23 protein-coding genes and 1 riboswitch are annotated in these 25,780 nt (G+C 66.3%); of the genes, 12 read left to right on the forward strand and 11 right to left on the reverse strand.

Annotated features, from left to right (window positions below):
- Window positions 1-220: 220 nt before the first annotated feature.
- From ACLBWL_RS11465 to ACLBWL_RS11480, 4 genes are all read left to right on the forward strand, one after another.
- On the forward strand, window positions 221-3,589 hold the full coding sequence (locus ACLBWL_RS11465; protein WP_447793095.1) for a polysaccharide deacetylase family protein: 3,369 nt from the start codon (window positions 221-223) through the stop codon (window positions 3,587-3,589).
- Between the two features lie 159 nt (window positions 3,590-3,748).
- A complete protein-coding gene (gene modA / locus ACLBWL_RS11470; RefSeq protein WP_447793097.1) occupies window positions 3,749-4,507 on the forward strand; it encodes a molybdate ABC transporter substrate-binding protein in 759 nt (252 codons plus the stop codon).
- Complete coding sequence (gene modB, locus ACLBWL_RS11475; protein WP_447793099.1) at window positions 4,508-5,197, forward strand: molybdate ABC transporter permease subunit; 690 nt, start codon at window positions 4,508-4,510, stop codon at window positions 5,195-5,197.
- A complete protein-coding gene (locus ACLBWL_RS11480) occupies window positions 5,187-5,786 on the forward strand; it encodes an ATP-binding cassette domain-containing protein (RefSeq protein ID WP_447793101.1) in 600 nt (199 codons plus the stop codon). Before modB ends, ACLBWL_RS11480 begins: the two co-directional genes overlap by 11 nt.
- Before the next feature lie 60 nt (window positions 5,787-5,846).
- On the opposite strand, the gene ACLBWL_RS11485 is transcribed toward ACLBWL_RS11480, so the two are convergent.
- Window positions 5,847-8,078 carry a glycoside hydrolase family 3 N-terminal domain-containing protein gene (locus tag ACLBWL_RS11485; RefSeq protein ID WP_447793103.1) on the reverse strand — a complete coding sequence of 744 codons (2,232 nt, stop codon included), beginning with the start codon at window positions 8,076-8,078 and terminating at the stop codon, window positions 5,847-5,849.
- An 81-nt stretch (window positions 8,079-8,159) separates the two neighbouring features.
- On the reverse strand, window positions 8,160-10,064 hold the full coding sequence (htpG, locus tag ACLBWL_RS11490) for a molecular chaperone HtpG (RefSeq protein WP_447793105.1): 1,905 nt from the start codon (window positions 10,062-10,064) through the stop codon (window positions 8,160-8,162).
- Between the two features lie 168 nt (window positions 10,065-10,232).
- Between htpG and ACLBWL_RS11495 the strand changes: the two genes are divergently transcribed.
- Window positions 10,233-10,913, forward strand: a complete 681-nt coding sequence (locus ACLBWL_RS11495; RefSeq protein ID WP_447793107.1) for a peptidylprolyl isomerase — start codon at window positions 10,233-10,235, stop codon at window positions 10,911-10,913.
- A gap of 102 nt (window positions 10,914-11,015) precedes the next feature.
- Here ACLBWL_RS11495 and ACLBWL_RS11500 read toward each other — a convergent pair whose 3' ends face one another.
- Window positions 11,016-12,716, reverse strand: coding sequence for an NAD(P)/FAD-dependent oxidoreductase (locus ACLBWL_RS11500; protein WP_447793109.1), 1,701 nt, complete (start codon window positions 12,714-12,716; stop codon window positions 11,016-11,018).
- Window positions 12,717-12,770: 54 nt separating this feature from the next.
- Between ACLBWL_RS11500 and cobO the strand changes: the two genes are divergently transcribed.
- The 5 genes from cobO to cobS all read left to right on the forward strand — a co-directional run bounded on the left by cobO (window position 12,771) and on the right by cobS (window position 16,670).
- Window positions 12,771-13,376 carry a cob(I)yrinic acid a,c-diamide adenosyltransferase gene (gene cobO, locus ACLBWL_RS11505; RefSeq protein WP_447793111.1) on the forward strand — a complete coding sequence of 202 codons (606 nt, stop codon included), beginning with the start codon at window positions 12,771-12,773 and terminating at the stop codon, window positions 13,374-13,376.
- A gap of 203 nt (window positions 13,377-13,579) precedes the next feature.
- A riboswitch (cobalamin riboswitch) is annotated at window positions 13,580-13,774 on the forward strand.
- Window positions 13,775-13,952: 178 nt separating this feature from the next.
- Complete coding sequence (locus ACLBWL_RS11510; RefSeq protein ID WP_447793113.1) at window positions 13,953-14,360, forward strand: DUF1636 domain-containing protein; 408 nt, start codon at window positions 13,953-13,955, stop codon at window positions 14,358-14,360.
- Window positions 14,357-15,370, forward strand: coding sequence for a nicotinate-nucleotide--dimethylbenzimidazole phosphoribosyltransferase (gene cobT, locus ACLBWL_RS11515; RefSeq protein WP_447793115.1), 1,014 nt, complete (start codon window positions 14,357-14,359; stop codon window positions 15,368-15,370). Before ACLBWL_RS11510 ends, cobT begins: the two co-directional genes overlap by 4 nt.
- Window positions 15,367-15,951 carry a histidine phosphatase family protein gene (locus ACLBWL_RS11520; protein WP_447793117.1) on the forward strand — a complete coding sequence of 195 codons (585 nt, stop codon included), beginning with the start codon at window positions 15,367-15,369 and terminating at the stop codon, window positions 15,949-15,951. The genes cobT and ACLBWL_RS11520 overlap by 4 nt, the downstream gene beginning before the upstream one ends.
- Entirely contained in the window at window positions 15,948-16,670 is a 723-nt protein-coding gene (cobS, locus tag ACLBWL_RS11525) for an adenosylcobinamide-GDP ribazoletransferase (protein ID WP_447793119.1), read from the forward strand. The genes ACLBWL_RS11520 and cobS overlap by 4 nt, the downstream gene beginning before the upstream one ends.
- Here the strand turns inward: cobS and ACLBWL_RS11530 are convergent.
- The 3 genes from ACLBWL_RS11530 to ACLBWL_RS11540 are packed head-to-tail and all read right to left on the reverse strand — an operon-like array spanning window position 16,632 to window position 19,997.
- The gene (locus ACLBWL_RS11530; protein WP_447793121.1) at window positions 16,632-18,104 is read right to left on the reverse strand and encodes a cobyric acid synthase; all 1,473 of its coding nucleotides are present in this window, start codon (window positions 18,102-18,104) and stop codon (window positions 16,632-16,634) included. The two genes, cobS and ACLBWL_RS11530, sit on opposite strands and share 39 nt — an antisense overlap.
- Window positions 18,092-19,030, reverse strand: coding sequence for an adenosylcobinamide-phosphate synthase CbiB (gene cbiB / locus ACLBWL_RS11535; protein ID WP_447793123.1), 939 nt, complete (start codon window positions 19,028-19,030; stop codon window positions 18,092-18,094). Before cbiB ends, ACLBWL_RS11530 begins: the two co-directional genes overlap by 13 nt.
- Window positions 19,023-19,997 carry a threonine-phosphate decarboxylase gene (locus ACLBWL_RS11540; protein WP_447793125.1) on the reverse strand — a complete coding sequence of 325 codons (975 nt, stop codon included), beginning with the start codon at window positions 19,995-19,997 and terminating at the stop codon, window positions 19,023-19,025. Before ACLBWL_RS11540 ends, cbiB begins: the two co-directional genes overlap by 8 nt.
- 102 nt (window positions 19,998-20,099) lie before the next feature.
- On the opposite strand from ACLBWL_RS11540, the gene cobU reads away from it, so the two are divergent.
- Both cobU and ACLBWL_RS11550 read left to right on the forward strand, forming a co-directional pair.
- Entirely contained in the window at window positions 20,100-20,666 is a 567-nt protein-coding gene (gene cobU / locus ACLBWL_RS11545) for a bifunctional adenosylcobinamide kinase/adenosylcobinamide-phosphate guanylyltransferase (RefSeq protein WP_447793127.1), read from the forward strand.
- Between the two features lie 326 nt (window positions 20,667-20,992).
- Window positions 20,993-21,730: a Crp/Fnr family transcriptional regulator gene (locus ACLBWL_RS11550; protein ID WP_447793129.1), complete on the forward strand. Its 738-nt coding sequence runs from the start codon at window positions 20,993-20,995 to the stop codon at window positions 21,728-21,730.
- Here ACLBWL_RS11550 and ACLBWL_RS11555 read toward each other — a convergent pair.
- From ACLBWL_RS11555 to ACLBWL_RS11575, 5 genes are all read right to left on the reverse strand, one after another.
- A complete protein-coding gene (locus ACLBWL_RS11555; protein WP_447793131.1) occupies window positions 21,727-21,945 on the reverse strand; it encodes a hypothetical protein in 219 nt (72 codons plus the stop codon). The two genes, ACLBWL_RS11550 and ACLBWL_RS11555, sit on opposite strands and share 4 nt — an antisense overlap.
- Window positions 21,946-22,049: 104 nt before the next feature.
- Window positions 22,050-23,066, reverse strand: coding sequence for an arginine N-succinyltransferase (locus ACLBWL_RS11560; RefSeq protein ID WP_447793133.1), 1,017 nt, complete (start codon window positions 23,064-23,066; stop codon window positions 22,050-22,052).
- Complete coding sequence (locus ACLBWL_RS11565) at window positions 23,063-24,268, reverse strand: hydrolase (protein WP_447793135.1); 1,206 nt, start codon at window positions 24,266-24,268, stop codon at window positions 23,063-23,065. Before ACLBWL_RS11565 ends, ACLBWL_RS11560 begins: the two co-directional genes overlap by 4 nt.
- Window positions 24,269-24,308: 40 nt before the next feature.
- Entirely contained in the window at window positions 24,309-25,211 is a 903-nt protein-coding gene (locus ACLBWL_RS11570; protein WP_447793137.1) for a DUF481 domain-containing protein, read from the reverse strand.
- Between the two features lie 52 nt (window positions 25,212-25,263).
- Window positions 25,264-25,746, reverse strand: coding sequence for an RNA pyrophosphohydrolase (locus ACLBWL_RS11575; protein WP_447793139.1), 483 nt, complete (start codon window positions 25,744-25,746; stop codon window positions 25,264-25,266).
- Window positions 25,747-25,780 lie beyond the last annotated feature (34 nt).

Genomic DNA, 25,780 nt, shown 5'->3' on the forward strand with positions numbered 1-25,780 from the left:
CTGGGGTGGGCTGGCTCGCGCTGTCGTCAAGCGCAGCATGTGTTCGGGCCGGGTGCCCACCCCTCGGTCCCCTCCAGCATGCGGGAGGGGATACAGCGAATTCCCGTTAGGCCCCTGGCAGCCGCGTGACGCATTTTTCAGCAGCGGCCGGCGGCCTCGCGCTGTAGCGACCTAAAATAGAAATTTGCCGTTTTCCTTCCGCCGGTTGATACTCCCCATCATGTCGCTCAATCCCGTCTTCTACGATGCCAGTGGCCGCCGGCGGCGGCGGTTCACCTTTGGCGTCGCTGCGTTCGTCGTGCTGCTGCTGTTGTCGATCGCGGTGTTCGCCGTCTCGATCGGCGCGGTGCCGACCGCACCGCTGCTGCCGATCGAGCCCGAGCACCCCGCGCTCCACAAGCTGCCGGCGCCGCGCGGCGGTATCCTTCGCGAGACCCGGCGCGACCTGAATTACTATGCCAAGCAACTGTTCGGGACGAGCGCGGCGAAGCCCGGTGTCGGCAACGGCGCCAACCCTGCGCTGGCGATCGCCTTCCACGCGCCGTGGGACGAGGCGAGCACCGCCAGCCTCGCGCGGCACGTCGAACAGCTCGACTGGCTGATCCCCGGCTGGGTCTCGATCACCGGCAAGGACCACAGCATCACCGTGTTCCGCGACCAGGCCGGACGCGACATCCTCAACAAGGCGGTCCACCGCCCGATGATCCTGCCGATGGTGCAGAACGCGGTCGACGGGAACTGGGACGGCGCAGGCAGCGCAGCATTGTTCGCAGACCCGAAGGCGCGCGCGGCGTTCCTCGACAAGCTGGTGCCGTTCCTCAGCGCGAACCATGCCGGCGGCGTGTTCTACGATTTCGAGGATTTGCCCGCATCGGCGCAACCCAACTATCGCGCATTCCTCGCCGAGACGCGCGCGCGGTTCGCGAGCCGCGGCTGGGTGGTCGCCATCGCGGCGCCGGTCGCCAACCCCGACTGGAACCTGCCCGCCTATGCCAAGGTGACCGACAAGATTTTCCTGATGGCGTATGACGAGCACGAGACGAGCGGCGCGCCCGGCCCGATCGCATCGCAGCGCTGGTTCGCACACATGGTCGCCGACGCGGCGCGCGGCATTCCGCCGTCGAAGCTCGTCGTCGCGATCGGCTCGTACGCCTATGACTGGCATGCGGGCGCCGACAGCGGCAATGGCGACGCGCTCGACGTCGAGCAAGCGTGGCAGAACGCGTCTGATTCCGGCACCGTCCCGACCTTCGACAAAGCGAGCGGCAACAGCAGCTTCGCCTATTCCGAAGGCGGCGTGAAGCATCAGGTCTGGCTGCTCGATGCGGCATCGGCGTACAACCAGATCGCTTTCCTGCAAAAGGCCGGGCTCGGGAGCGTCGCATTGTGGCGGCTGGGGTCCGAGGACCCCGGGCTCTGGACGATCTGGGGGCGCGATCACCGGAAACTGCCGATCCCCGACTCGATCGACACCATGCCCGCAGGCACGAACGTCGATATTGAGGGCAGCGGCGAGATCCTCAAGATCGCCGCCGAGCCCGTGACGGGCATCCGCGATGCGGTGCCGGCGAAGGATGGCACGATCGCCGACGTAAACTTCACGCGGATGCCTTCGCCGTACGTGGTCGAGCGGACGGGCTATCGCCCGAAACAGCTCGCGTTGACCTTCGACGACGGCCCAGATGCCGAGTGGACGCCGCAGATCCTCGACATCCTCAAGCGCGAGCATGCGCCAGCGACGTTCTTCGTGATCGGCGAAAATGCGCTGACGCAGCGTTCGCTGCTCGAGCGGATGGTCGCCGAGGGGCATGAGATCGGCAGTCACACCTATACGCACCCCAATCTCGCCAACGTTTCGACACGGCAGGTGAAGTACGAGCTGAACGCGACGCAGCGGCTGTTCCAGGCGTTCACCGGGCGATCGCTGCGGCTGTTCCGCGCACCCTATTTCGGCGATGCCGAGCCGAGCACCGCCGACGAGATCTTGCCTGCACTCGAAGCGCAGCAGCGCGGCTACATCTCGGTCGGTCTCCACGTCGACCCGGACGACTGGAAGCGGCCGGGCGTGCAGGCGATCATCGACCGGACGATCGCGGGCGTCGAGGCGGGCAATCCCGAGCGCAGCGGCAACGTCATCCTGCTCCACGACGCCGGCGGCAATCGCGCGCAGACCGTCGCCGCGCTGCCGGTGATCATCGAGCGGCTGCGCGCGATGGGGTACAGCTTCGTGCCCGTCTCGACGCTTGCAGGCCTGTCGCGCGATGCGGCGATGCCGGTGATTTCGTCGAGCGACCGTGTCGCCGCGATGGCCGATCTTGCGTTGTTCAGCATACTCGGCGGTCTAGTCGTTGCGCTTCGCTGGATTTTCGGAGTCGCGATCACGATCGGCATCCTCCGCGCGCTCGCACTGTCGGCGCTGGCGCTAATTCAGGCCCGGCGCGAGCTGAAGACGGTATTCCCGGCGATCGATCCGTCGCGGTTCGTGACGGTGATGATCCCGGCGTTCAACGAGGAGCGCGTGATCGTCCGCGCGGTGCAGGGCGTGCTGGCGTCGAACGACGTCGCGATCGAGGTGATCGTGATCGACGACGGCTCGAGCGACGGCACCAGCCGGGTCGTGTCCGAAGCGTTCGCGAGCGACGACCGCGTCCGCCTGCTGACGCTGGAGAACGGTGGCAAGGCGCGCGCGCTCAACCGCGGGCTGGACCTCGCGCGCGGCGAGATTGTCATCGCGCTCGACGCCGACACGCAGTTCGAACCGATGACTATCGCCCGGCTCGCGCGCTGGTTCGTCGACCCCGAACTCGGCGCGGTCGCGGGCAATGCCAAGGTCGGCAACCGCGTCAATTTGATCACTAAATGGCAGGCGCTCGAATACATCACCGCGCAAAATCTCGAACGCCGCGCGCTCGCGCGGCTCAACGCGATGACGGTAGTGCCTGGCGCGGTCGGCGCTTGGCGCCTCGAAGCGATCCGCAGTGTCGGCGGCTATCCCGACGACACGCTCGCGGAGGATCAGGATCTCACGATCGCGATCCAGCGCCACGGCTGGAGAGTGCAGTACGACCAGTTCGCGATCGCCTGGACGGAGGCGCCCGAGACGATTCGCGCGCTCGCCAAACAGCGTTTCCGCTGGGCGTTCGGGACGTTGCAGTGCCTCTACAAGCATCGCTCGGCGATCGGCAGTTCGCATCCCCGCGGGCTCGGCTGGGTCGGGTTGCCGCAGGCGATCGTGTTCCAGATCGTGCTCGCCTCGATCTCGCCGATCATCGATCTCGCGCTGCTGGTCAGCTTCGCCTCGACCTATCTGTCGGTGCAGGCGCATGGCTGGGAGCAGACCAGCCACGACGTCTACACGATGCTCGCCTATTGGCTGATCTTCACCGCGATCGACGTGCTCGCCGCGACGATCGCCTTCGCGCTTGAGCGCAAGGAACGCTGGGGACTGCTCTGGCTGCTGATCCCGCAGCGGATCGGCTATCGCCAGGTTATGTATTACGTCGTGCTGAAGGCGATCGCGCAGGCGCTGCGGGGTCCGTTGGTGGGCTGGGGAAAACTGGCGCGAACCGGGCGGGTGACGGCGAACTAGTACGGGATTTCGATCCCGGGCTCTCCCGTTCACCCCCTCAACCAAACACCTCTCCGGTCTTCGCCGGGGAAGTAAGGTATCGCAAGCAACGTCTCGCAGCGGCTGGCGTTATGGCGAAACCCTATATAGTCGGGGAGCATGAGGTTCGGGGCTAAGCAAATGCGGTATTCGATAGTGGCATTGGCGATGTCGGTCAGTTTTGCCGCAACGGGCGCGCAGGCCCAGCAACGTTCGCCACTGGTACTCGCCGCCGCCTCGTTGCAGGAATCGATGACCGCCGCCGCCGATGCTTGGGCGAAGAAGGGCCACGCTAAGCCGACCATTTCGTTTGCGGCGTCGTCGGCGCTCGCGCGGCAGGTCGAGGCGGGAGCACCGGCGGATCTGTTCGTCTCGGCGGACGAGGACTGGATGAACGATCTCGCGGCGAAGAAGCTGATCGTCGCCACGACCCGCGTCACGTTCCTCGGCAACCGTCTGGTCGTCGCCGCACCGGCGGGCAGCAAGGTCCGGATCCCGGTGCGGCCTCCCGCCGCGCTCGTCCGCGTATTGACCGCGGGGCCGCTGGCGATGGCGGACACCGCGGTACCCGCCGGAAAATACGGGCAGGCGTCGCTCGAAAAGCTCGGCGTATGGGCGCAGGTTTCGCCAAGGGTCGTCCGCGCCGAGAACGTACGCGCGACGCTCGCACTGGTCGAGCGCGGGGCGGCGCCGCTCGGGATCGTCTACGCGACCGACGCAAAGGCCTCCTCCAAGGTACGGATCGCCGGCGTTTTCCCAGACAATACGCACCCCGCGATCACCTACCCTATCGCGCGGCTGAAGACGTCGACCAATCCCGAGGCGGAGGCGTTCCGGAGGTTCCTCATCTCGCGCGAGGGCAAGGCGATCTTCGTCCGCTACGGATTCTCCGCGCGCTAGATGCTCGACGCGACCGAATGGGGGATCGTCGCGCTGTCGCTCAAGGTCGGTGGCGTGGCGATGCTCGTGACCTTGCCGGTCGCGTTCGCGCTCGCTTGGGTTCTCGCGCGCATCGCGTTTCCTGGAAAAGTGATCGTCGACGCGGCGATCCATCTGCCCCTGGTCGTGCCGCCGGTCGTGACGGGCTGGATGCTGCTGCTCGCGTTCGGGCCCAACGGACCGATCGGCGGGTGGTTGCAACACTCGTTCGGCGTAACGGTGCTGTTCCGCTGGACCGGCGCGGCGATCGCGGCTGGGGTGATGGCGTTGCCGCTGATGGTGCGCGCGATGCGGTTGTCGATCGAGGCGGTCGACCGACGGCTGGAGAACGCCGCACGGACTCTGGGAGCGGGGCCATGGCGCGTATTCTGGACGCTGACATTGCCGCTCAGTATTCCCGGCGTGCTGGCGGGTGCGGTGCTCGGCTTCGCGCGATCGATCGGCGAGTTCGGCGCGACGATCACGTTCGTCTCAAACGTTCCCGGCGAGACGCAGACGTTGCCGCTGGCGATCTACTCGGCGTTGCAGCAACCGGGGGCGGACGCGATGGTCTGGCGATTGTCTTTCATCTCCGTCGGGTTGTCGCTGATCGCTCTGATCGCGTCTGAATTGTTGACGCGGCGGGCGGGACGGGGGCTCCATGTCCTTTGAGATCGACATCGACAAGCGACTGGGCGACGCTCGCGTCTCGCTGACGCTGGAGGCCGGCGATGGCGCGACGGTACTGTTCGGCCCGTCCGGCATCGGCAAGTCGAGCGTGCTGAACATGGTGGCCGGGCTTCTGCGTCCGGATCGCGGGCGGATCGCGGTCGACGGCGAGACGCTGTTCGGCGATGGCATTGATATTCCCCCCGAACGCCGTCGCGCGGGCTATGTCTTCCAGGAAGCACGGCTGTTCCAGCACATGCGCGTCCGCGCGAACCTGCTCTATGGCGTCCGCGGCGAGGCGGAGCGGTTCGAGGACATCATCGACTTCCTCGGCATCGGCCATCTGCTCGACCGCTGGCCGCGCACGCTCTCGGGTGGCGAAGCGCAGCGCGTGGCGATCGGCCGTGCGTTGCTCAGCCAGCCGCGGTTCCTGCTGCTCGACGAGCCGCTGTCGTCGCTCGACCGCGCGCGCCGCGAAGAGATCATGCTGGCGATCGAACACGTCCGCGATGTCATGCGCCTGCCGATCCTGATGGTCACGCACGACCCCGAGGAGGCAGAGCGGATCGGAAACCGGGTCGTGCGGATGTAGACGTGTTGCCCGCGACGGCAATGACCAAAATCGGGCTTCCGCCTTCGCGGGGAGACAAGGCTATGCAAGTTCGAAGCTTCGTTTCTCGCCGTCGATCGAACTCGTCGCGACCCAGAGATCGAACATCCCCGGCTCGACCACCCAATCGCCGTCGCCCCAGAGGCGGAGATCTTCGCGCTTCAGGGTCAATGTCACGCGTTTGGACGCGCCGGGCAATAGCGAGACGCGTGCGAAGGCCTTGAGTTCGCGGACGGGCCGCGTCCGGCTGGCGACGCGGTCGTGAATGTAGAGCTGGACGACCTCGTCTCCCGCGCGGGCGCCGGTGTTCGTGATGGTGGCTTGCACGCTGAGCGTGTCGGTCATCCTCGCTGGGACCGACACGTTCGATACCGCGAAGCTCGTGTAGCTCAGACCATGACCGAACGGGTACAGCGCCTCGTTCTTCGTCTCGCGGTAGCGCGACTTGTATTCCTGGCTGCCGGTGTCCGGCGCCGGGCGGCCGGTGTTCTTGTGGTTGTAGAAATACGGCTCCTGGCCGCTTTCGTTGGGGAAGCTCGCCGACAGCTTGGCGGACGGGTTGACGTCGCCGAACAGGACGTCGGCGATCGCGTGGCCGCTTTGCGAGCCGAGAAACCAGGTCGCTAGGATAGCGGGCGCGTTCTTGACGGCACCATGAAGCGCAAGCGCGCGGCCGTGGCGGAGCAGGACGACAACGGGCTTGCCGGTCGCGGCGACGGCTTCGGCCAGCGCCATCTGCGGCGCGGGAATCGTGATATCGGCCCGCGACTGCGCCTCGCCCGACATGAGTTGCGACTCACCGATCGCCAGCAGGACGATATCGGCGGCCTGCGCCACCGCAACCGCGGCGGCAATCCCGCCGGGGAGGGGGGCTTCGATCGCCGAACCCGGCGCCGTCGTCACGGCGACGCCCCGCGCGCGAAGGCCTTGAGCGACCGAGACGTTGAGCTTCTCGTCGGCCATGAACGCCCACGTGCCGACGACGTTCTGGCGATCCTCGGCGAACGGTCCGATCAGCGCGATCCTGCCGGGGTTTTTCTTCAAAGGCAGCAGGTTGCCGTCGTTCTTCAACAGCACGATAGAACGTGCCCCCGCCTCGCGGCTGAGCTTGAGCATGGCGGGCGTCGAGACGCTGGTGCGTTCGGCCTTCTGGCTGACCGAGCGATAAGGATTGTCGAACAGCCCGATCGCGTCCTTCAGATGCAGCACGCGGCGGACGCCTTCGTCGAGCCGTGCGAGCGGGACGTCGCCCTTCTCGACGAGGTCGGGCAGCCACAGATTGAACAGGTTGGACTGCATGGCCATGTCCATCCCGGCCATGAACGCCTTCTTCGCGGCGTCGCGACCGTCCTTGGCATAGCCGTGCGCGATCAGTTCCTCGTCCGCGGTATAGTCGCCGACGACCATGCCGCGGAAGCGCCATTGCCCGCGCAGCAGATCGGTCATCAGCCAGTGATTGCCGCTCGAAGGAACACCGTCGATGTCGTTGAACGCGCTCATCAAAGTGGCGACGCCCGCGTCCACCGCGGCCTTGAACGGCGCGAGGTGGACTTCGTGCAGCGTGGCGGGCGATATTTCGGTGAAGTTGTAATCCTGTCCCCCGGATACCGCGCCATAGGCGGCGAAATGCTTGGCGCAGGCGGCGACGCGGGTCGGGTCGCGGAGGTTGTCACCCTGGAAGCCACGAACGCGCGCCTTCGCCAGCTGGGTGCCCAGATATGGGTCTTCGCCCGAGCCTTCGGCAACGCGACCCCAGCGCTGGTCGCGGGCGACGTCGACCATCGGCGCGAACGTCCAGTGTATCCCGAGCGCGGTGGTTTCCAGTGCCGCAGCGCGCGCGGTGCGCATCGCAAGGTCGGGATCGAACGCACAGGCTTCGGCGATCGGCAGCGGGTACGCGGTGCGCAGGCCGTGGATGACGTCGCCCGCGAAGATCAGTGGGATCTTGAGCCGCGTCGCCATCGCCGCGTCCTGCGCGGCCTTCGCGCCGGTGTAGCCAACTCCGTTGAACAGCATGCCGATCTGGCCGGTCTTGATCCGGGCGATCTGCTCGGCAGCACCACCAGTCGCGAGGCCGGGATTGAAGGGCACGCCGATCGGCCGGATCTGATCGGAGAAACAGCTGAGCTGCCCCGCCTTCTCGGCCGGGGTCATCTTGGCGATCAGGCTCTCGATTCGGTCGCTCTGCGCGAATGCGGCGGTCGAGCCGAGCGACAGGCCGGCGATGGCCGCGCCACCGGTCAGCAGCTGGCGGCGGTCTACTATGGGCGACATGTCCTGCTCCTTGAACTTTGCGAGCGGACTAGTCGCTGGGCCACGGTTCCGCAAATCCTGCGGAACCGTGGCCCCGGATGTTCAACCGAGCGCGCGCTCGAACAGCCGCGACAGGCGCCCGGAGAAGGCGCGCGCATCGATCGGACGCTCGCCATCGGCGATCTGCGCTTCGTCGAACAGCAGGTGCGCGGCATCCTCGCGCAGCGCCGTCTCGTCCTCCCCGAGCGCGGCGAGCTTAGCGATCAACGGGCTGCGCGGGTTGATCTCCAGCACCGGCTTGGCGGCGGGCATCGCCTGACCGCTGGCCGCGAGGATCCGTTCGAGCTGGCGGTCCATCCCGCTGTCCGCCGCGACCAGGCACACCGCGCTGTCAGTCAGCCGCTCGGAGGCGCGAACCTCGGACACGGCATCGGCGAGTGTCGTCTTCACGAATGCGATGAAGTCCGCGACTTCTGGGGTGGCGTCGGCGGTCGGTGCCGCGGCGCCATCGGCGAGCGGGATCAGGCTCAGGTCGGCCGCCCCCTGGGTGACCGACTTGAACGGCTTGCCATCGAAATCGATGCCCGCCGTCACCCAGAAGCCGTCGACCGAGTCCGGTAGCAGCAGCACCTCGATCCCGCGTGCGCGGAACCCTTCGAGCTGCGGCGACGCCTCGAGCCGATCGAGATCGGTGCCGACCGCGTAATAGATCGCGGTCTGGTTCTCCTTCATCGCCGCGACATAGTCGGCTACCGAGCGCCATGCGCCGGCCGACGTCGTGGTCTTGAAGCGGGCGAGCTTGAGCAGCGCCTCGCGCCGTTCGAAATCCTCGTACAAACCCTCCTTCAAGACCGCGCCGAAATTCTCCCAGATCTTGGCATACGCGTCGGCATCACGCGTCGAGAGCTTGTCGAGTTCGGCCAGCACGCGCCCGGTCACGCCCTTGCGGATCGCGGCGAGCATCGGGCTCTCCTGGATCATCTCGCGCGAGACGTTGAGCGGCAGGTCCGACGAGTCCACCAGTCCGCGCATGAAGCGGAGGTAACGCGGCAGCACCTCGGCATCGTCGGTGATGAAGACGCGCTTCACGTACAGCTTCATCCGGCCGTTGCGATCGGGATCGAACAGGTCGAACGGCTTGGCACCGGGGACGTAGGCGAGCACCGAATATTCGTGCAGCCCCTCCGCGCGGTAGTGGAGCGTCAGCGCGGGCTCGTCGAACTGGCCCGACACGCTGCGATAGAAGTCCGCATAGTCTTCGGTGGTGATATCCGCCTTCGGCTTGGTCCACAGCGCAGCGCCGTCGGCGATCTCGACCGGTTCGGCATCGGGCTTTTCGCGCAGCGTGATCGGCACGGGCACGTGGCCCGACTGGTCCTTGATCAGCCGCTCGACGGTGTAGCGCTCGGTATAGGACGTGGCATCGTCGAGCAGATGAAGCACGACCCGGGTTCCGCGGGGCGGGGCGCCGGCAGTGTCGATCGGCGCGATCGTGTAGGTACCGAGGCCATCCGACGACCAGCCCGAGGCGGTGTCTGCGCCGGCGCGACGCGAGACGACGTCGACCTTCGATGCGACCATGAACGCCGAATAGAAGCCGACACCGAACTGGCCGATCAGCTGCGCGCCCTCCGAGCCGGAAGATGCGGCGATCCGGTCCATGAACGCCTTGGTGCCCGACCGCGCGATCGTGCCGAGCGCTTCGGCCATGTCGTCTGCGGTCATGCCGATGCCGTTGTCCTCGATCGTCAGCGTCTTCGCGTCGGGATCGAGCGTGATCGCGATCTGCGTACGGGCTTCGTCCCCGAGCAGATCGGGCGCGCTCAACGCCTCGTAGCGCAGCTTCTCGCACGCATCGGCCGCGTTCGAGATCAGCTCGCGCAGGAACACGGTCTTATCGGAATAGACCGAATGCACCATCATGTGCAGCAACCGCGAGACATCGGCTTCGAACGCGTGAGTTTCCGCGGGCTGCATCTCAGCGGCTTGGACGGTTTCGTTGGTCATGGGCTGTTACGGCTCTCTTATGGGTAACGACGGCCGGGAATTGGCTGGGTCGGCGGGTAAATTCAAGAGCCGGGTGCCGTCGGACAGCGTGCGCCAAGCCTGCCGATGTTGCGTCGGCATCGCCTGGCGGTTAGCGGGCCCCGATCAGTCGCTATAGGAATGACCGACATGCGCCGTTTTCTCATAGGGTTGGCGGGGGTGTTGAGCCTCATGACTCCGGTCTGGGCGCAACCTGCGTCGCGTGCCACGCCGACCGCCCAGCCGGGGATCGTTCGGGTCCGCCTCGTCACGTCGGAGGGGCCGATCCTGCTAGCGCTCGATACACGGCATGCGCCCAAGACGACGCAGAACTTCCTCGAATATGTCGATGACGGACGCTTCGACGGGACCGATTTCTACCGCGCGAGCCGGCAGAAGTCCTCGCCGAAGACAGGCTTCATCCAGGCGGGGATCCGTACCGATGCGCGGCGCATTCTGCCGCCATTTCCGCTCGAGACGACCGCGCAGACCGGGATCAAGCATCTTGACGGGACGATCTCGATGGCGAGGGGCATGAACCCGGCCTCGGCGGGGGGCAATTTCTTCATCACCGTCGGCCCGGCACCGGCGATGGACGCGCGCGCGGGCTATCCCGGCTATGCGGCGTTCGGGCATGTGATTGCGGGGATGGACGTGGTGAAGCGGATTCTCGCCAAGCCGACTGGCGGTGGAATGGATGCGTTCAAGGATCAGATGATCCTGAAGCGCGTGGCGCTAATCAGTGCGCGCCGCCTGAACGGGGTGGCGAAGCCGACCGGGTTTCCAAAGGCATGGTTGATCAAGGTGCGGCCTGATCGGGCGAAGGAGTGAAGTACGAACACTGTTGTCGGGCTGTTAACCGTACCACCCCGGCGGAGGCCGGGGCCCAATTGGACGGGTTTTATAAGGGCAGACCGCCCAAAGTTTCAAAGTTTAATGCCGTCCCCCAATAGGGGCCCGGCCTTCGCCGGGGTGGTTGGAGTTCGCTAGACTGGTCGATGCGGTGTGTTCGGGGTTTGCGCCTACCATGCTCAGCGCGACCGCTTCCGCCACCTTGATGCCGTCCACCGCCGCGGACAGGATGCCCCCCGCATAGCCGGCACCTTCGCCCGCAGGGAAAAGCCCTGCGGTGTTGAGGCTCACGAAATTGTCGCCGCGCGTGATCCGAACCGGCGACGACGTACGCGTCTCCACTCCCGTCAACACCGCGTCCGGATGATCGTAACCAGGAATCTCACGACCGAATGCGGGCAGCGCTTCGCGCAACGCGGTGATCGCGAACTCGGGGAGGCATTCGGAAAGGTCCGTCATGTGGACGCCCGGCTTATACGACGGGATCACCGAGCCCAGCGCGGTCGATGGTCGCCCCGCGAGCAGATCGCCGATGCGTTGCGCAGGTGCCTTGTAGTTCGAGCCGCCGGCGACATAGGCCCGCGATTCCCAATGGCGTTGCAGTGCGATCCCCGCGAGCGGGTGGCCGGGATAGTCGCGCTCGGGGTCGATGCCGATGACGATGCCGGAGTTCGCGTTGCGTTCGTTGCGCGAATATTGGCTCATGCCGTTGGTTGCGACGCGACCTTCCTCGGAGGTCGCGGCGACGACCGTGCCGCCCGGGCACATGCAGAAGCTGTAGACGGTCCGCTCGTTCTTGCAGTGATGCGACAGGCTGTACGCCGCCGCGCCGAGATCGGGATGGCCCGCGCACGGGCCGAACCGTGCTTCGTCGATCCACGACTGCGGATGCTCGATGCGGACGCCGATCGAGAACGGCTTTGCTTCGACGTGGACACCCTTGGCATGGAGCATCTCGAACGTGTCGCGCGCGCTGTGGCCGACCGCAAAGACGACGTGGTTGGCTTCGAGATAGTCGCCATTGCTGAGGTGGAGGCCGCGGAGTTGGCGGCTGCCGGCCTCCTCGACAATGTCGAGACCGTCGACGCGGGTCGAGAAGCGGTACTCGCCGCCGAGCGCTTCGATCGTCTCGCGCATGCTCTCGACCATCGTGACGAGGCGGAAGGTGCCGATATGCGGGTGTGCCTCGGTCAGAATTTCGGGCGGCGCGCCGGCTTTAACGAACTCGGTAAGGACTTTGCGCCCGAGATGGCGCGGGTCCTTGATCTGGCTCCAGAGCTTGCCGTCGGAAAAGGTCCCGGCGCCGCCCTCGCCAAACTGGACGTTGGATTCGGGGTTGAGGACGCTCTTGCGCCAGAGCCCCCAGGTGTCCTTGGTACGCTCGCGGACGACTTTGCCGCGGTCGAGGATGATTGGGCGGAACCCCATCTGCGCGAGGATCAAGCCGGCGAACAGGCCGCAGGGTCCTGCGCCGACGACGACCGGGCGGGTGCCGGTGTAGCTCGGGCCGGCCTTCGTGACGAAACGATAGCCGGTGTCCGGAGTACGCTGGACGTGGCGATCCTTGCGGAAGCGCGTGAGGACCGTGTCCTCGTTCTTCAGCGTGACGTCGACCGAATAGACGAGTTGGATGTCCATCTTGTCGCGCGCATCGTGCGCGCGTCTGGCGATGGTGTAGCGGATCAGGTCACGCGGGGTGACGCGCAGCCGGTCGCGGATCGCGGCGGGGAGCGCTTCGTCGGCGTGGTTGAGCGGGAGCTTGAGGTCGGTAATGCGGAGCATGCCGCCCGCTCTAGCGCCGCGCAGCGCGATCCGCCATCGGGAGCGGGAGAGGACATGATCATGCGGACCGACGACGAGCAGAATGCCAAGAGCGCCAAGCGCAAGGAGGTCCACGACCGGATCGTCGCGAGCAAGACGATCGAGAAGGGCTTGATCATCGTCCACACCGGCAAGGGCAAGGGCAAGTCGACCGCGGCGTTCGGCATGGCGGTGCGAATGATCGGGCATGGGCGGAAAGTCGGCGTGGTGCAGTTCGTGAAGGGCGCGATGGCGACCGGCGAGAAGGCGATCTTCGACGCGTTCCCCGACCTGTGCGAGTTCAAGCCGATGGGGGAGGGATTCACCTGGGATACGCAGGACCGCGCGCGCGACATCGCGGTGGCGCGCGAGGCGTGGGACGAGGTCAAGCGGATGATCGCCGATCCGTCCTATGCGATGGTGGTGGCGGACGAGCTGAACATCGTGCTGCGGTATGAGTATCTGCCGGTCGACGAAGTGCTCGCGGCGTTGGCGGCTAAGCCCGAGATGACGCATGTCGTGGTGACCGGGCGGAACGCGCCGGATGCGCTGATCGAGATGGCGGATCTGGTGACGGAGATGACGCAGGTGAAGCATCCGTTCCGGTCGGGCGTAAAGGCGCAGGCGGGCGTGGAGTTCTAGGCAAGTCAGGCGGCGATTGAGTCGTGACGAGGCGGACCACCAACGCCCCGTCATCCTGACGAAAGGCAGGACCTAGAGCCACGAAGGTTGCCGCCTGTTACCCTGGGTCCTGACTTTCGTCAGGATGACGCGGGGTTGACGGAACTGCTGGTGAGAACGCCCAACGGCGCACCGCCGTCTTGCGTCCCCCAAGCCTCCCGCGTATCGCTCGACCCGCGACAGGTTTTCCGGAGGCGGCAACGCCTACGGAAATGAAAATGGGAACGGGAAACACCCGGCTGCCCCTGCAACTGTACGCGGCGAGCCATCGTGCCACATGCCATTGGGTTTTCCCGAGAAGGCGGCGCGGACGGCGCTGACCCGCGAGCCAGGAGACCTGCCCGTCGCGGTCGTCTTTCGTCCGGCCAGGGTGCGCCGAACGGACGGGTAACACCCCGCGCGACGACATCGCTTCGCGTCGCGCGGAGGCTGGAGGCGTGCGCCTTTCGCCCTTCGCGCGGTGCGGGATCGACTGTCCGAAGGGGGTCCTATGCCGATTGTATTTCATTTTCCGCTCGTTTGCGCCCGAGCGCTCGCATGTTGAAGCCCGTTGCCGATGGCGTCGCGGTCGTCGCGTGCAACACCTGCCGCCATTCCACCGACGCACGTGACGACGACGAGGGCCAGCGCGGCGGCGCGCGGCTCGTCCAGGCGTTGAAGACCGTGCAGGCGAGCGATCCGGCCTATGCCGACGTCGCGGTGCAGGAGATGCCGTGCCTGTTCGCGTGCCAGGATTTCTGCACGATCCATCTGCGTGCCCCGGCTAAGGTCGGCTATGTCCTCGGCCGGTTCGAGCCCAGCGAAGACGCCGCGCGCGCGATCCTCGACTATGCGCGGCTGTACGGCGAGAGCGCGTTCGGGCAGGTGCCGTTCAAGCAATGGCCGCAGGGGGTGAAGGGACATTTCATCACCCGCACCCCACCCGCCGGGTTCATCGTCGAATGACCGCGTTCGCGTCGCCATCGGCGTTTCTAGCGGCGCTCGCCGCGCTACCCCAACCGGACGAGGCGGCACGTGCCGCCGCGACCGCGCGTCAGGACAGCCTCACCAAGCCGCGGGGTTCGCTTGGTAGGCTGGAGGATATCGCGATCTTCATGGCCGGATGGCAGGGCCATGCGCGGCCCCGGCTCGACCGCGTTTCGGGGATCGTCTTCGCGGGGAACCACGGCGTCGTCGGGCGGGGGGTCAGCGCGTTCCCGGCGGCGGTCACCGCACAGATGGTGGCGAACTTCGAGCAGGGCGGCGGCGCGGTCAACGCGCTGTGCGCGGCGGCGGCGATCGACCTCGCGGTCGTCGCGATCGACCTCGACCGGCCAACCGCAGATTTCACAACGGCACCCGCAATGTCCGAAGCGGAGTGCCTAGCCGCGATCAACATCGGCGCGGCGGCCGTCCCCGAAGGCATCGACCTGCTGATCCTCGGCGAGATGGGGATCGGCAATTCGACCGTCGCGGCCGCTCTGTGCGCTGCCAGTTTCGACGCAGCCCCAGCGGACTGGGTCGGCCCGGGAACAGGCGTCGACGCGAGCGGCGTCGCGCGAAAGATCGCGGCGATCGACGCAGGCATCGCGCTGCACCGTAAATCGCTGACGACGCCATTCGAGATCCTCCAACGTCTCGGCGGGCGTGAGTTGGCAGCGATTGCGGGTGCGGTGGTCGCGGCCCGTTTACGAGGCGTGCCGGTCATGCTCGACGGCTTCATCTGCAGTGCGGCGGTCGCGCCGCTTGCTGCGGCCTATCCCGACATCGTCGCGCATTGCCTGGCAGGACATCGCTCCATCGAGCCCGGCCATACCCGCCTGCTCGATGCATTAGGGCTCGATCCGTTGCTGTCGCTCGGCATGCGTCTCGGCGAAGGCAGCGGCGCGGCGGTCGCGACCCTGCTCGTCCGCGCTGCCCTGGCCGTTCACGACGGCATGGCGACGTTTGCGGAAGCGGGCGTTTCGGAGGCATGACGACGCCGTACATGCTGTTTCTAATGCGGCATGGCGCACCCGAAAGGGAGGGGCGGCTGCTCGGCCGGACCGACGATCCGGTTACCAAAGCCGGGATTGCCGCGTGTCTGGCGCAGGCGTCGGGGCTGGAAGTCAACCATATCGTCTCGTCCGATCTCGTCCGCGCGCGGGACTGCGCGAGCGCAATCTCGGCGCCGCTTGGGCTTACGGTCGGGCAGGACCCTCGTTGGCGTGAGCTGGATTTCGGCGATTGGGACGGTCAGGCGCCGTCGTCGATCGATCCTGTGGCGTTGGCACAGTTCTACGACGATCCGGACGCGGCGCCGCCGCCGGGCGGCGAGGGCTGGTCCGCGTTGCAAGAGCGCGTCGCCGCCGCGCTGGCCGATCTGTCGGGCAGCTCGACGCTGGTCGTGACGCATGGCGGCGCGATCCGGGCGGCGCTTGCGGCGCTGTGCGGGTTCGACCGGCGCCAGATCTGGGCGTTCGACCTGCCCTATGCAGCGCTGCTATCGCTGCGCGTGTGGCCGAGTGGCGAGCTGGCCGCGCCGCCCTTCGTTCAGATCGTCGGACTCGCGACTTGAGGCGGCTGATCGTCGCGTTCGGATTCCTCACACGGCTGCCGATGCCGCACGTCGCGGCCGCACCCGACGATTTCGCGACGGCGATCCGGCTGTATCCGCTGGTCGGTCTGGCGATCGGCACGCTGATCGCGGGCGCCGGCTGGACCGGGTCGCTGATCGATCCCTGGATCGGTGCGTGTGCTGCGCTGCTGGTATGGATCGCGGTGACGGGGGCATTGCATCTCGACGGTCTTGGCGATCTGGCCGATGGCCTGGGCGCGGCGCACGGCGATCGGACGCGGTTGCTTCAGGTCATGGCCGACCCGCATATCGGCAGCTTCGGTGTCGTCGCGATCGTCGGACAGATCCTCGCCAAGCTCGTCACGCTCCACGCGATCGGTGTCGGGGCGTGGGGGCCGCTCATCCTCGTTCCCGGCGTCGCGCGGGCCGGGCCCCTGCTATGGGCGCGGCTGCTGCCGCCGCTCCGCCCCGGAGGGCTCGGCGAAGCGGTATCGCAAGCGGTTAGGGGCCGCGATCTGGTGGGCTGGGGACTGCTGTTGCTCTTGGCGAGCGTCTTCGTACCCGCGCTGATCGCCGCGCCGATCCTGATCTTCGGATTCGCTGCGTGGCTGAAGCGCAAGATCGGCGGCATCACCGGCGACGCGCACGGGGCGGGGATCGAACTCGTCGAGACCGGGCTGTTACTCGCGATATGCGCGGGAGCCGCTGCGCTGCGATAGGGCGAGCAGGGCGTCGAGGTCGACATGCCGCTCAAGCGTTGCCGCGATCGCATCGAGCGCAGCATCGATCGACACGGCATGATCGGGACCGATCGCGTCGATTCCGAGGCGGGCGAGCCACGAGGCGCGCTGCTCGGCGAGCGCCAGCAGGCCGTGTATATAGCTTCCCGACACGAGGCCGTCCGCGCTGGTCGCGCCCTCGGGGCTGCCGTCGGCGCGATGCCCGACGGGGCGACCGGTCGCGCCGCCGGTCGTGACGCCCATGTGCATCTCGTAACCCTCAAAGGGAGCGCCTCGTGCGCGACCATGCACCCGTTCAAGCGTCTTTCGCCCGGTCAGGACTGTGTCGACATCGATCAATGCAAGACCGTCGACGCTCCCAGCCGGGCCCTCGATGCCGCCCGGATCGGCGATGCTGCGGCCGAGCATCTGATAGCCGCCGCAAAGCCCGAGCACCGGCTTGCCGCGGCGATGATGCGCACGGATGTCGATATCCCAGCCCTGCGCTCGGATGAAGGCGAGGTCGGGTATCGTCGCCTTCGACCCTGCGAGCACGATCATGTCGGCGTCCGGGATCGGCGTCCCCGGCGGCACCATGACCAGCGCCACGCCAGGCTCCAGCCTAAGCGGTTCAAGGTCATCGAAATTGGCGATCCGCGGCGTGATCGGGCAGGCGATCGTCACGCGTCGGCTCTGGCTGGCGGTCGGCCGTTCGAGGATCACCGCATCCTCGCTCGGCAGGCGGACCGCGTCGGCGAGCCAGGGCACGACCCCGTATCCGCGCCACCCGCTGCGCGCCTCGATCGCGCGATAACCGTCGTCGAACAGCGCCGGATCGCCGCGGAACTTGTTGATCAGGAAACCGTGGATCATCGCCGCGTCGTCGGGATCGATCACCGCGCGCGTGCCGACGATCGCCGCGATGACGCCGCCGCGATCGATATCGCCCACCAGCACCACGGGCACGTCAGCGGCGCGCGCGAACCCCATATTGGCGATATCGCCGGCCCGCAAGTTGATCTCCGCCGGGCTGCCCGCGCCTTCGACGATGACCAGATCGCACGTCGCCGACAGCCGAGCGAAGCTGTCGAGCACGTCGACCAGCAATCCCTCGCGGCCCTCACGCCAGCGGTCGGCGGCGAGCGTCCCGCGCACTTGCCCGCGGACGATTAACTGCGAGGTGCGGTCGCCCTGTGGTTTCAGCAGCACCGGATTCATGTCGACGCTCGGCTCGATCCGGCAGGCGATCGCCTGCGTCGCCTGCGCGCGGCCGATCTCGCCACCGTCGGCGGTCACCGCGGCGTTGTTCGACATGTTCTGCGGCTTGAACGGCCGGACCGACAGCCCCCGATTGACGAACGCGCGGCACAGCCCAGCGACGAGGACCGACTTGCCGACATCGGAGCCGGTCCCCTGGAGCATCAGAGCGCCCATGCGATACCGCCCGCAATGATGAGAAGAAGGACGCACGTCCGCCGATAGATCGCGAGCGCACGGCGAAGGTCGGTCGCGGTGACCGCCACGCGGCCATCGCCGATATGCGGTTTGGCGACGCTCACGCCGTCATACGCAATCGGCCCCGCCAGCTTCAGGCCAAGCGCACCGGCCATGGCCGCCTCGGGCCAGCCGGCGTTCGGCGACGCGTGGTTGTCGGAGTCGCGCCACATCGTCCGCCACCCGTCGAACCCGGCAACGCACAGCAGCACCCCACTGAGCCGCGCGGGGATCAGGTTGGCGACATCGTCGGTCCGCGCCGCTGCCCAGCCGAACGCGCGCCATCGTTCCTCGCGGTGGCCGATCAGGCTGTCCGCGGTGTTGATCGCCTTGTAGGCCCAGATCCCCGGCAGACCGGCGACGAGCAGCCAGAACAGCGGCGCGACCACGCCGTCGCAGACGCTTTCCGCCAAGCTCTCGATCGCCGCCCTCGCGACGCCGGCCTCGTCGAGAGAGGCTACATCGCGGCCCACGATCATCGCCACTCGAGTCCGCGCGGCTTCGAGATCGCCGCGTTCGAGCGCGTCGGCGACGGGTACGACATGATCGTACAAGCTCCGGATCGCGAGCCCTGGCGCGGCCATCAGTCCGATTGCGATCCAGGCGGACGGCCCGAGGATCAGGCGCGCTATCGAGGCCAGGGCAACGGCGGCGGCGATCGTGACGACGATCAGCAAGACGATGGTCACGACGCCCGCAGCCCGGCGTTTCCAGAACGCCCCGCAAGCGTGGTTCCACCGCGTTTCTGCCGATCCGATCATTCGCGCGAACCCGCCGACCGGATGGCCCACGCATGCGTACACCGCAGGCGGCCAGCCAACCGCGATGTCGACCGCCAACGCCACCAGTGCGACGGGTTCAGTCATGCGCTAGTGCCGCGTCGAGGCGGTTGAAACCGTCGTCGTCGGCCGGCACGCCCATCCGTAGCCATTGCGGTGCATAGGCGAACGGTCGTGTGAGGATACCGGCGCGCGCAAGACGATCGAACAGCGCGTCTGCGTTCGCGCATTCCACCAGACGGAACAGCGGGCACGCACCGGTTGGGTACAGCCCGTAACGCCGCAGCACCGCGTCGAGCCGGCCCGCGCGCTCTGCAATCGTCATACGGGCCTCCGCGGCCCATGCGGTATCGCGATACGCCGCTATCCCGTAAGCGATCGCGTGGGTGGACACCGGCCAGCTACCCAGTCGCACGCGCATCGCCGCCGCATAGGCTGGGGGTGCGATCATGAACCCCAGCCGCAGCCCGGCCAACCCGAAGAATTTCCCGAACGATCGGAGCACGATCACCCGGTCCTCGGGCACCAGATGCGGGACGATGCTGGTCCCCGGCACAGCATCGGCAAACGCTTCGTCGACGATCAGCGACGCCCCCCGGCGCGCGATCGACAGGAGGCGGTCCGCCGGGTCGAGAAGGCCATCGGGATTGTTGGGGTTGGCGAGGATGAGCGTCCCGGTCGCGACGACGTCGATCGCGTCGCGTGCGATCCCGGACGCGCCCTCCAAGGCCTCCGCATGCGTACCGTAACCGGGCGTGACGAACCGCAGGGGGCCGGGCAGGTCGAGCGTCCGCAGCAATCGCAACCCGAGTTCGCTGCCCGGGAGCGCGACGACGCGGTCCGGGCTGGTACCGAACGCGTCGGCCGCCACGGCTTCAAGCTCGATCAGCATGGCAGGCGAGGGCAGCGCGGTGATATCCACCGCGATCGGCGATCGCGGCGCCCACGGCCGCGGATTGATTCCGGTCGATAGATCCAGCCACGGCCGCGGCGCATCGGGGTACAGCTGCGCAGCGACATCGATCCTTCCCCCGTGAAAGCGCAGTGCCGACATATCATCTTTCACATGATCAAACGGGCTTTCGCTTGATCTTCCCGGCGTCATCGTCATTCCGCTCCCGAGCCGCAAGCGTGAAGGACCTGTAATATGTATTCGGTGGACGCGTCGTTCGGCAAAACCCTGTTCGTGCTGGGGGGTGCGCGATCGGGCAAGAGCCGTCACGCCCAGGCGATCGCCGAGCGTGCTGTCTCGAACGGGGGAGATCTGATCTACATCGCGACGGCACAGGCATTCGACGACGAGATGGCGGATCGCATCGCCCGCCACCGCTCGGATCGCGACGATCGCTGGCGAACTATCGATGCGCCGGTCGCGCTCGCCGATGCGCTGATAGCTACCGATGCGGCGGCCAACGTCATGCTGGTCGACTGCCTGACACTCTGGATGTCGAACCTTTTGCTCGGCGAGCAGGACATTGAGGTACGATCCGCCGAACTGCTCACCGTAGTAAGAGGCCTCAAAGGGCGCGCGATCTTCGTGTCGAACGAAGTGGGGTTGGGAATCGTCCCCGACAACGCGCTTGCCCGCCGATTTCGGGATGAGGCCGGGCGTTTGCATCAGCGTCTCGCGGCGCAGGTCGACTCGGTCGATATGGTCTTCGCGGGACTGATCCAGCGGTGGAAAAGCCCGCAGTCCACCAATCATTCCACCAATAATCCATAGTCGCAACGTCATCCGATTGAACGGATATCCTACTCTCGTTCTTCGAAATTGGCCGAATATCAGCGCCTTCTGCTGTGAAATAGAATCACGATAAGTCAGTATCTCTACGAATAAAGTGGAAGTGAATTCGCGATAATATACTATTTATCAATTATCAATTCAGTCGATCTCTCAGGCCATTATTAGCGTTATTTTTTTATTTCGTAACAAATATGTGAATAGTAAACTCCGGTTTATGTTATTCGACGTTATCGTCAGCCGATGCTTGGGCTCTGACGACCGAGAGTGGCTTGTGCTCCCGCCCCGATATCTGCGGGAATTCACTGATGAGTGTCATGTCCGGGCCGCTGTCCCTGTTGGTCCGCAAACTCGAAACGCACGCCGTGCTCGATGCCGAGGATCGCGCGGCGCTGTTGGCCCTTCCGCATACCTGCCGGACGTATGAAGCGTCGTCCTATCTGGTCCGTGAGGGCGATGCGCCCGAGCAATGCGCGGTGTTGCTGACCGGATTCGCCTATCGTCAGAAGCTGACCGGGTCGGGCATGCGGCAGATCGTGTCTATGCATATTCCGGGCGAGGCGCTCGATTTCCAACATTTGTTTCTCGATGTCGCCGACCATAACGTCCAAACACTGACCCGCGCCGATATCGCGACGATTCCCCGCAACGCGCTCCGCGAACTGGCGCGGTCGCGCGCGGGGATCGGCAATGCGATCTTCGTGAACACGCTGGTCGAAGCATCGATCTTTCGCGAATGGATCCTCAACATCGGCCGGCGCGATGCGCGGTCACGACTTGCCCACTTCCTATGTGAGTTCGCCATCCGACTCGATATGCAGGGGCTGACGGGTCCCGAAGGCTATGAACTGCCGATGAGCCAGGAGCAGCTGGGCGATGCGCTGGGTCTTACCGCAGTGCATGTCAACAGGACGATCAAGTCGCTCGAATCCGACGGACTGATCACGCGAAACCGACGTCGGATCAGCTTCCCGCGCTGGGATGCGCTGCGCGAACTGGCGGACTTCTCGACGCGCTATCTCCATCTCGCGCAGCAGCACGGCTAGCGATCGCGCGACTGGTCCACCGAGTCGATCAACCGACCGCCGGCCATGAAGACCGCGATCGGGCACGCGGCGAACAGCATCCAACCTCCGTAGCCCGGATATTGCTGAAGATAGTGCATGCCGCGTTCGACGGCGCCGAGCCCCAGGCCATAGATGACGAGGAACGCTTCGAACTTGGTCTTGACGATGAAGAGTCGAGCAAATCGTGTCCACATGCCCGGACAGCAGCAAGAGCCGTACCAAGCCCGGAATTGCGCCGTTTCAGCCCTTCTCCAAATGGTTAACTGTAAATTAACCCGACGGATTTGAGGTCAGCCCGTCATACGCGATCGACATGGAGGACCGTGTCACCCTCGGCGATCTGCAGGGCGTCGGCGCAATCCTTTGCCAGCATGATCCCGTCCTCGGCATCCCGGACATCGCCGAATGCCGCGCGGAACGATGCAAGCTCACCGGTCGCGACAAGTGCTTGCGTACCGGCGTCGCAGCCGATCGCGGCGACACGGCTTTCGCGCGCTTCGGCGATCGTGCGGACGCGGTCGGTGCGCGCGGTCATGGTCGGGCCGCCGTCGAAGATGTCGACATAGTTCTCGAATGCGAAGCCTTCGTTCTCGAGCATGCGCATCGCGGCGCGACCCGAGGGGTGGGGCAGGCCGATCGCGGCGCGCGCGGTCTCGGTAAGCATCGCGGTGTAGATCGGGTGCTTCGGCATCAGGTCGGCGATGAACTGGTGACCGTTGATCGCATTGAACTGATCCGCGTCCTGGAAATTCATCCCGAAGAACCGCCCGGCGAGGCCGTCCCAGAACGGCGAGCCGCCCGCTTCGTCGATCACACCGCGCAGTTCGGCGAGAATGCGGTCGGCGAAGCGCGCTCGGTGCATCTTGATGAAGAGATAGCGGCTGCGCGCGAGCAACAGGCCGAGACCACCGGCGCGTTCGCCGGGGTGAAGGAACAGCCCACCGACCTCGCTCGCGCCTTCGAGATCGGTGGCGAGCGTCAGCATGTCGGCGCGAAACGTCCGGTTCAGCTCGCGACTGTGCTGGGTCAGCTGGCCGATCCGGTAGCTGTAGAACGGGTAGCTCTGGCCGACCTGCGTGAAGATCTGGCAGGTGCCGCGCACTTCCTTCGTCTCGACATTCTCGAGCACCAGCACGAACAGCTCGTCCTGGACCGGGCCGTCGGTCCGCGCGAACGCCGCGTGGCTGCGCTCGAGCTTGGCGGTCAGTGCGCGACGGTCGGGCGGCAGATTGGTGAAGCCGCCGCCGGTGAGCTTGGCCATCTCGTAGAGATGCTGGAGATCGTCGTCGACCGCGGCCCGGATCCTGAAACTCACAAACGGCCCTCCGCGATACGCAAGATGGTGACGGCCGACAGCGCCGCGCGCTCGGTCAGGCTGTCGGGGATCATGAATTCGTCGACCGAGTGGATCGCGCCGCCGCGCACGCCCATCGTGTCGACCACCGGCACGCCCGCCGCGGCGATGTTGTTGCCGTCGCACACCCCGCCGGTCGCTTTCCAGGCGATGTCGAGCCCGAGGTCGCTGCCCGACGCCTTGACGAGGTCGAACAGCCGCGCGGCGCCCGTGTCGATCGGTTTGGGCGGGCGGTTGAAGCCACCGTGAACCTCGATCCGGACGTCATGCTCGGCGGCGACCATCGCGACCGCGGAGTCGATATGCGCCTGCGCCCGCGCGATCTCGTCGAGCGTGGCGGGACGGAAGTTGATGCGCAGGATGGCGAGGTCGGGAACGACATTGTTCGGCCCGCCACCTTCGATCCGCGCCGGGTTGACCGCCAGACGCGGGCCTTGGGCCTTAGACAGGCGCACCGCGATATCGGCCGCGGCAACGATCGCGTTGCGCCCGTCGTCGGGGTTGCGGCCTGCATGGGCGCTGCGGCCGTGGACGATGACCGAGAAATTGCCGGTCCCGCCGCGTGCGCCTGCCAGCGTGCCGTCGGCGAGCGCGGGTTCGTAGGTGAGCGCGGCGACCTTGCCCCGCGCGGCACCGGCGAGGAGCGCGGCGGAGGAAAACGAGCCGGTTTCCTCGTCCGAATTGATCACCACGTCATAACCGATCTGCCCGGCCAAAGGCGTGGCTTCGACCGCAGTCAACGCCGCGAGCATCACGGCCAGCCCGCCCTTCATATCCGCGACACCGGGGCCGTTGAGGCTGCCGTCATCCTGCCAGCGGAGCGACTGGAATGCGTGATCGACCGGATACACCGTGTCCATGTGCCCGGTGAACAGCATCCGTACCGGCGCGCCCGGCCGGACAACCAAATGCAAATGCTTGCCGTGCTCGATCAACGAGACGACGCCATCGGATGCAACGCTGTCGACCGGGGTCGGCTCGACCAGCGTGATCGCGCCCGGCAATCGCGCGAATGCGTCGCCCAGCAGCCCCGCCATCGTCGCCAGCCCCGCCAGGTTACGCGTGCCGCTGTTGACCGCGGCCCAGGTCTCGACCTGCGCCAGCATCGGTATCGCGCGCGCCGTTTCGACGGCGTCGCGCTCGATCGTTGAAAGTCCCCTCATCGCGCGACCCTAGCGGGGCCAGGCGCGCGAGGGAACAGCGTCAGAAGCTGTAGACCAGCGAGGCGCGACTGGTGGTGTCGGTCGAGACCGAGCCGAGCGGCGGCTCGCTTTCATACTGGACGTTGTACGACAGGGCGGCGGAGAGCGGTCCGATCAGCTTTGCGGTCAGCGCGGTCGTCCCGCTCAGCGTGCTGTTGTATTTCTGGACATAGGCGGACGCGACCTGGCTGACAGACAGTCCGCTGAGGATGCGGATGCTGAAATTCGCGGTCCCGCGGGCGGCGATGCTGCTCTGCTCGGTGTTGTCGGTGAATTCGGTGTAGCGATACGCTGGCCCGAGTTCGAGATCGAGCTTCGTCCCGGCGGTCTTGATCACGCTGTAGCCGGCACCGATCGAGGTCGAATAGCGGTTGAAATAGCCGAGGAACCGGTCGCCTTCGTATTGCGCGACGCCGTAGATATAGGCGCGTTCGTCGATCTTGTAGTTGGGCTCGTACGAAGCGAGGTAATGCTCGCGCGTCGTGATGTTGAGGTTTTCCTGGTAGTCGGCCTGGGCGTGGAATTTCTGGCGCCAGCGCAGGCCCTCGCGGTTGAGATCGATGACCGCGGTCGCGCCTGCGGTGTCCGAATTGCCGGTCGAACGATAGCCGCCGACCTCCGCCTTGCCGCTCCAGAGGTCGAGGAAGCTCGCCTGGCGGATCACCTGCGTGCGCTGTTCAGCACGATCGGCCTTCCACTTCTCCGCGATCGCCAACACTGCGTCGCCGCTGAGCGGATCGGCGGCGCGCGCATATTTGGCGATCGTCGCGACGTCCGCCTCGTTGCCGGCCTCAAGCGCGGCATCGAGCATCGCGCGAATCGTCTCGGGGATCATCACCGAAGTCGGATCGGGCGCGTTGGCGAGCAACAGCGGGGCGAGTATGATACAGTATAAGCGGCGCACGCGGGATTCCGTAACGGCAGCGCCGCACGATGGGAACTACTTGGCGACGCGATTATGCGCCGAGATGTGGCGCGAAGGCGGCGAGTACCTGTTCGTAGAGCGCCTTCTTGAACGGCACGATCAGCCGCGGCAGGTCGGCCGGGTCGCTCCAGCGCCACGCGCGGAATTCCTGATGCTCGGTCGCGATATCGATATCCGCGTCGCTGCCGAGGAACCGGTAGAGGAACCAGCGCTGCGTTTGACCGCGCCATTTGCCCTTCCACACCTTGCCGAGCAGTTCGGGGGGGAGGTCGTAGACGAACTCGCCGGGCGCTTCTGCGATCAGCTCGACCTTGTCCGGCATGACGCCGGTTTCCTCGCCGAGTTCACGCAGCGCGGCGGCTTCGGGGTTCTCGCCAGGGTCGATCCCGCCCTGCGGCATCTGCCACGCCTCGATCGGCGAGTCGCTGCGCTGGCCGACGAAGATCCGGCCGTCCGCGTTTATCAGCATGATCCCGGCGCACGGGCGATAGGGCAGGGTTGAAACATCGATCAACTTAAGTCTCCGGAACGCAGGGTTGCCGTGTCGG

The organism is Sphingomonas sp. M1A8_2b (assembly GCF_053345535.1).

What these genes read in the sequence shown, in the direction of transcription:
- ACLBWL_RS11465 (WP_447793095.1), top strand. Translation starts at nt 221, where the DNA reads ATGTCGCTCAATCCCGTCTTCTACGATGCCAGTGGCCGCCGGCGGCGG.
- modA (WP_447793097.1), top strand. Translation starts at nt 3,749, where the DNA reads ATGCGGTATTCGATAGTGGCATTGGCGATGTCGGTCAGTTTTGCCGCA.
- modB (WP_447793099.1), top strand. Translation starts at nt 4,508, where the DNA reads ATGCTCGACGCGACCGAATGGGGGATCGTCGCGCTGTCGCTCAAGGTC.
- ACLBWL_RS11480 (WP_447793101.1), top strand. Translation starts at nt 5,187, where the DNA reads ATGTCCTTTGAGATCGACATCGACAAGCGACTGGGCGACGCTCGCGTC.
- ACLBWL_RS11485 (WP_447793103.1), bottom strand. Translation starts at nt 8,078, where the DNA reads ATGTCGCCCATAGTAGACCGCCGCCAGCTGCTGACCGGTGGCGCGGCC.
- htpG (WP_447793105.1), bottom strand. Translation starts at nt 10,064, where the DNA reads ATGACCAACGAAACCGTCCAAGCCGCTGAGATGCAGCCCGCGGAAACT.
- ACLBWL_RS11495 (WP_447793107.1), top strand. Translation starts at nt 10,233, where the DNA reads ATGCGCCGTTTTCTCATAGGGTTGGCGGGGGTGTTGAGCCTCATGACT.
- ACLBWL_RS11500 (WP_447793109.1), bottom strand. Translation starts at nt 12,716, where the DNA reads ATGCTCCGCATTACCGACCTCAAGCTCCCGCTCAACCACGCCGACGAA.
- cobO (WP_447793111.1), top strand. Translation starts at nt 12,771, where the DNA reads ATGATCATGCGGACCGACGACGAGCAGAATGCCAAGAGCGCCAAGCGC.
- ACLBWL_RS11510 (WP_447793113.1), top strand. Translation starts at nt 13,953, where the DNA reads ATGTTGAAGCCCGTTGCCGATGGCGTCGCGGTCGTCGCGTGCAACACC.
- cobT (WP_447793115.1), top strand. Translation starts at nt 14,357, where the DNA reads ATGACCGCGTTCGCGTCGCCATCGGCGTTTCTAGCGGCGCTCGCCGCG.
- ACLBWL_RS11520 (WP_447793117.1), top strand. Translation starts at nt 15,367, where the DNA reads ATGACGACGCCGTACATGCTGTTTCTAATGCGGCATGGCGCACCCGAA.
- ACLBWL_RS11530 (WP_447793121.1), bottom strand. Translation starts at nt 18,104, where the DNA reads ATGGGCGCTCTGATGCTCCAGGGGACCGGCTCCGATGTCGGCAAGTCG.
- cbiB (WP_447793123.1), bottom strand. Translation starts at nt 19,030, where the DNA reads ATGACTGAACCCGTCGCACTGGTGGCGTTGGCGGTCGACATCGCGGTT.
- ACLBWL_RS11540 (WP_447793125.1), bottom strand. Translation starts at nt 19,997, where the DNA reads ATGTCGGCACTGCGCTTTCACGGGGGAAGGATCGATGTCGCTGCGCAG.
- ACLBWL_RS11550 (WP_447793129.1), top strand. Translation starts at nt 20,993, where the DNA reads ATGAGTGTCATGTCCGGGCCGCTGTCCCTGTTGGTCCGCAAACTCGAA.
- ACLBWL_RS11555 (WP_447793131.1), bottom strand. Translation starts at nt 21,945, where the DNA reads ATGTGGACACGATTTGCTCGACTCTTCATCGTCAAGACCAAGTTCGAA.
- ACLBWL_RS11565 (WP_447793135.1), bottom strand. Translation starts at nt 24,268, where the DNA reads ATGAGGGGACTTTCAACGATCGAGCGCGACGCCGTCGAAACGGCGCGC.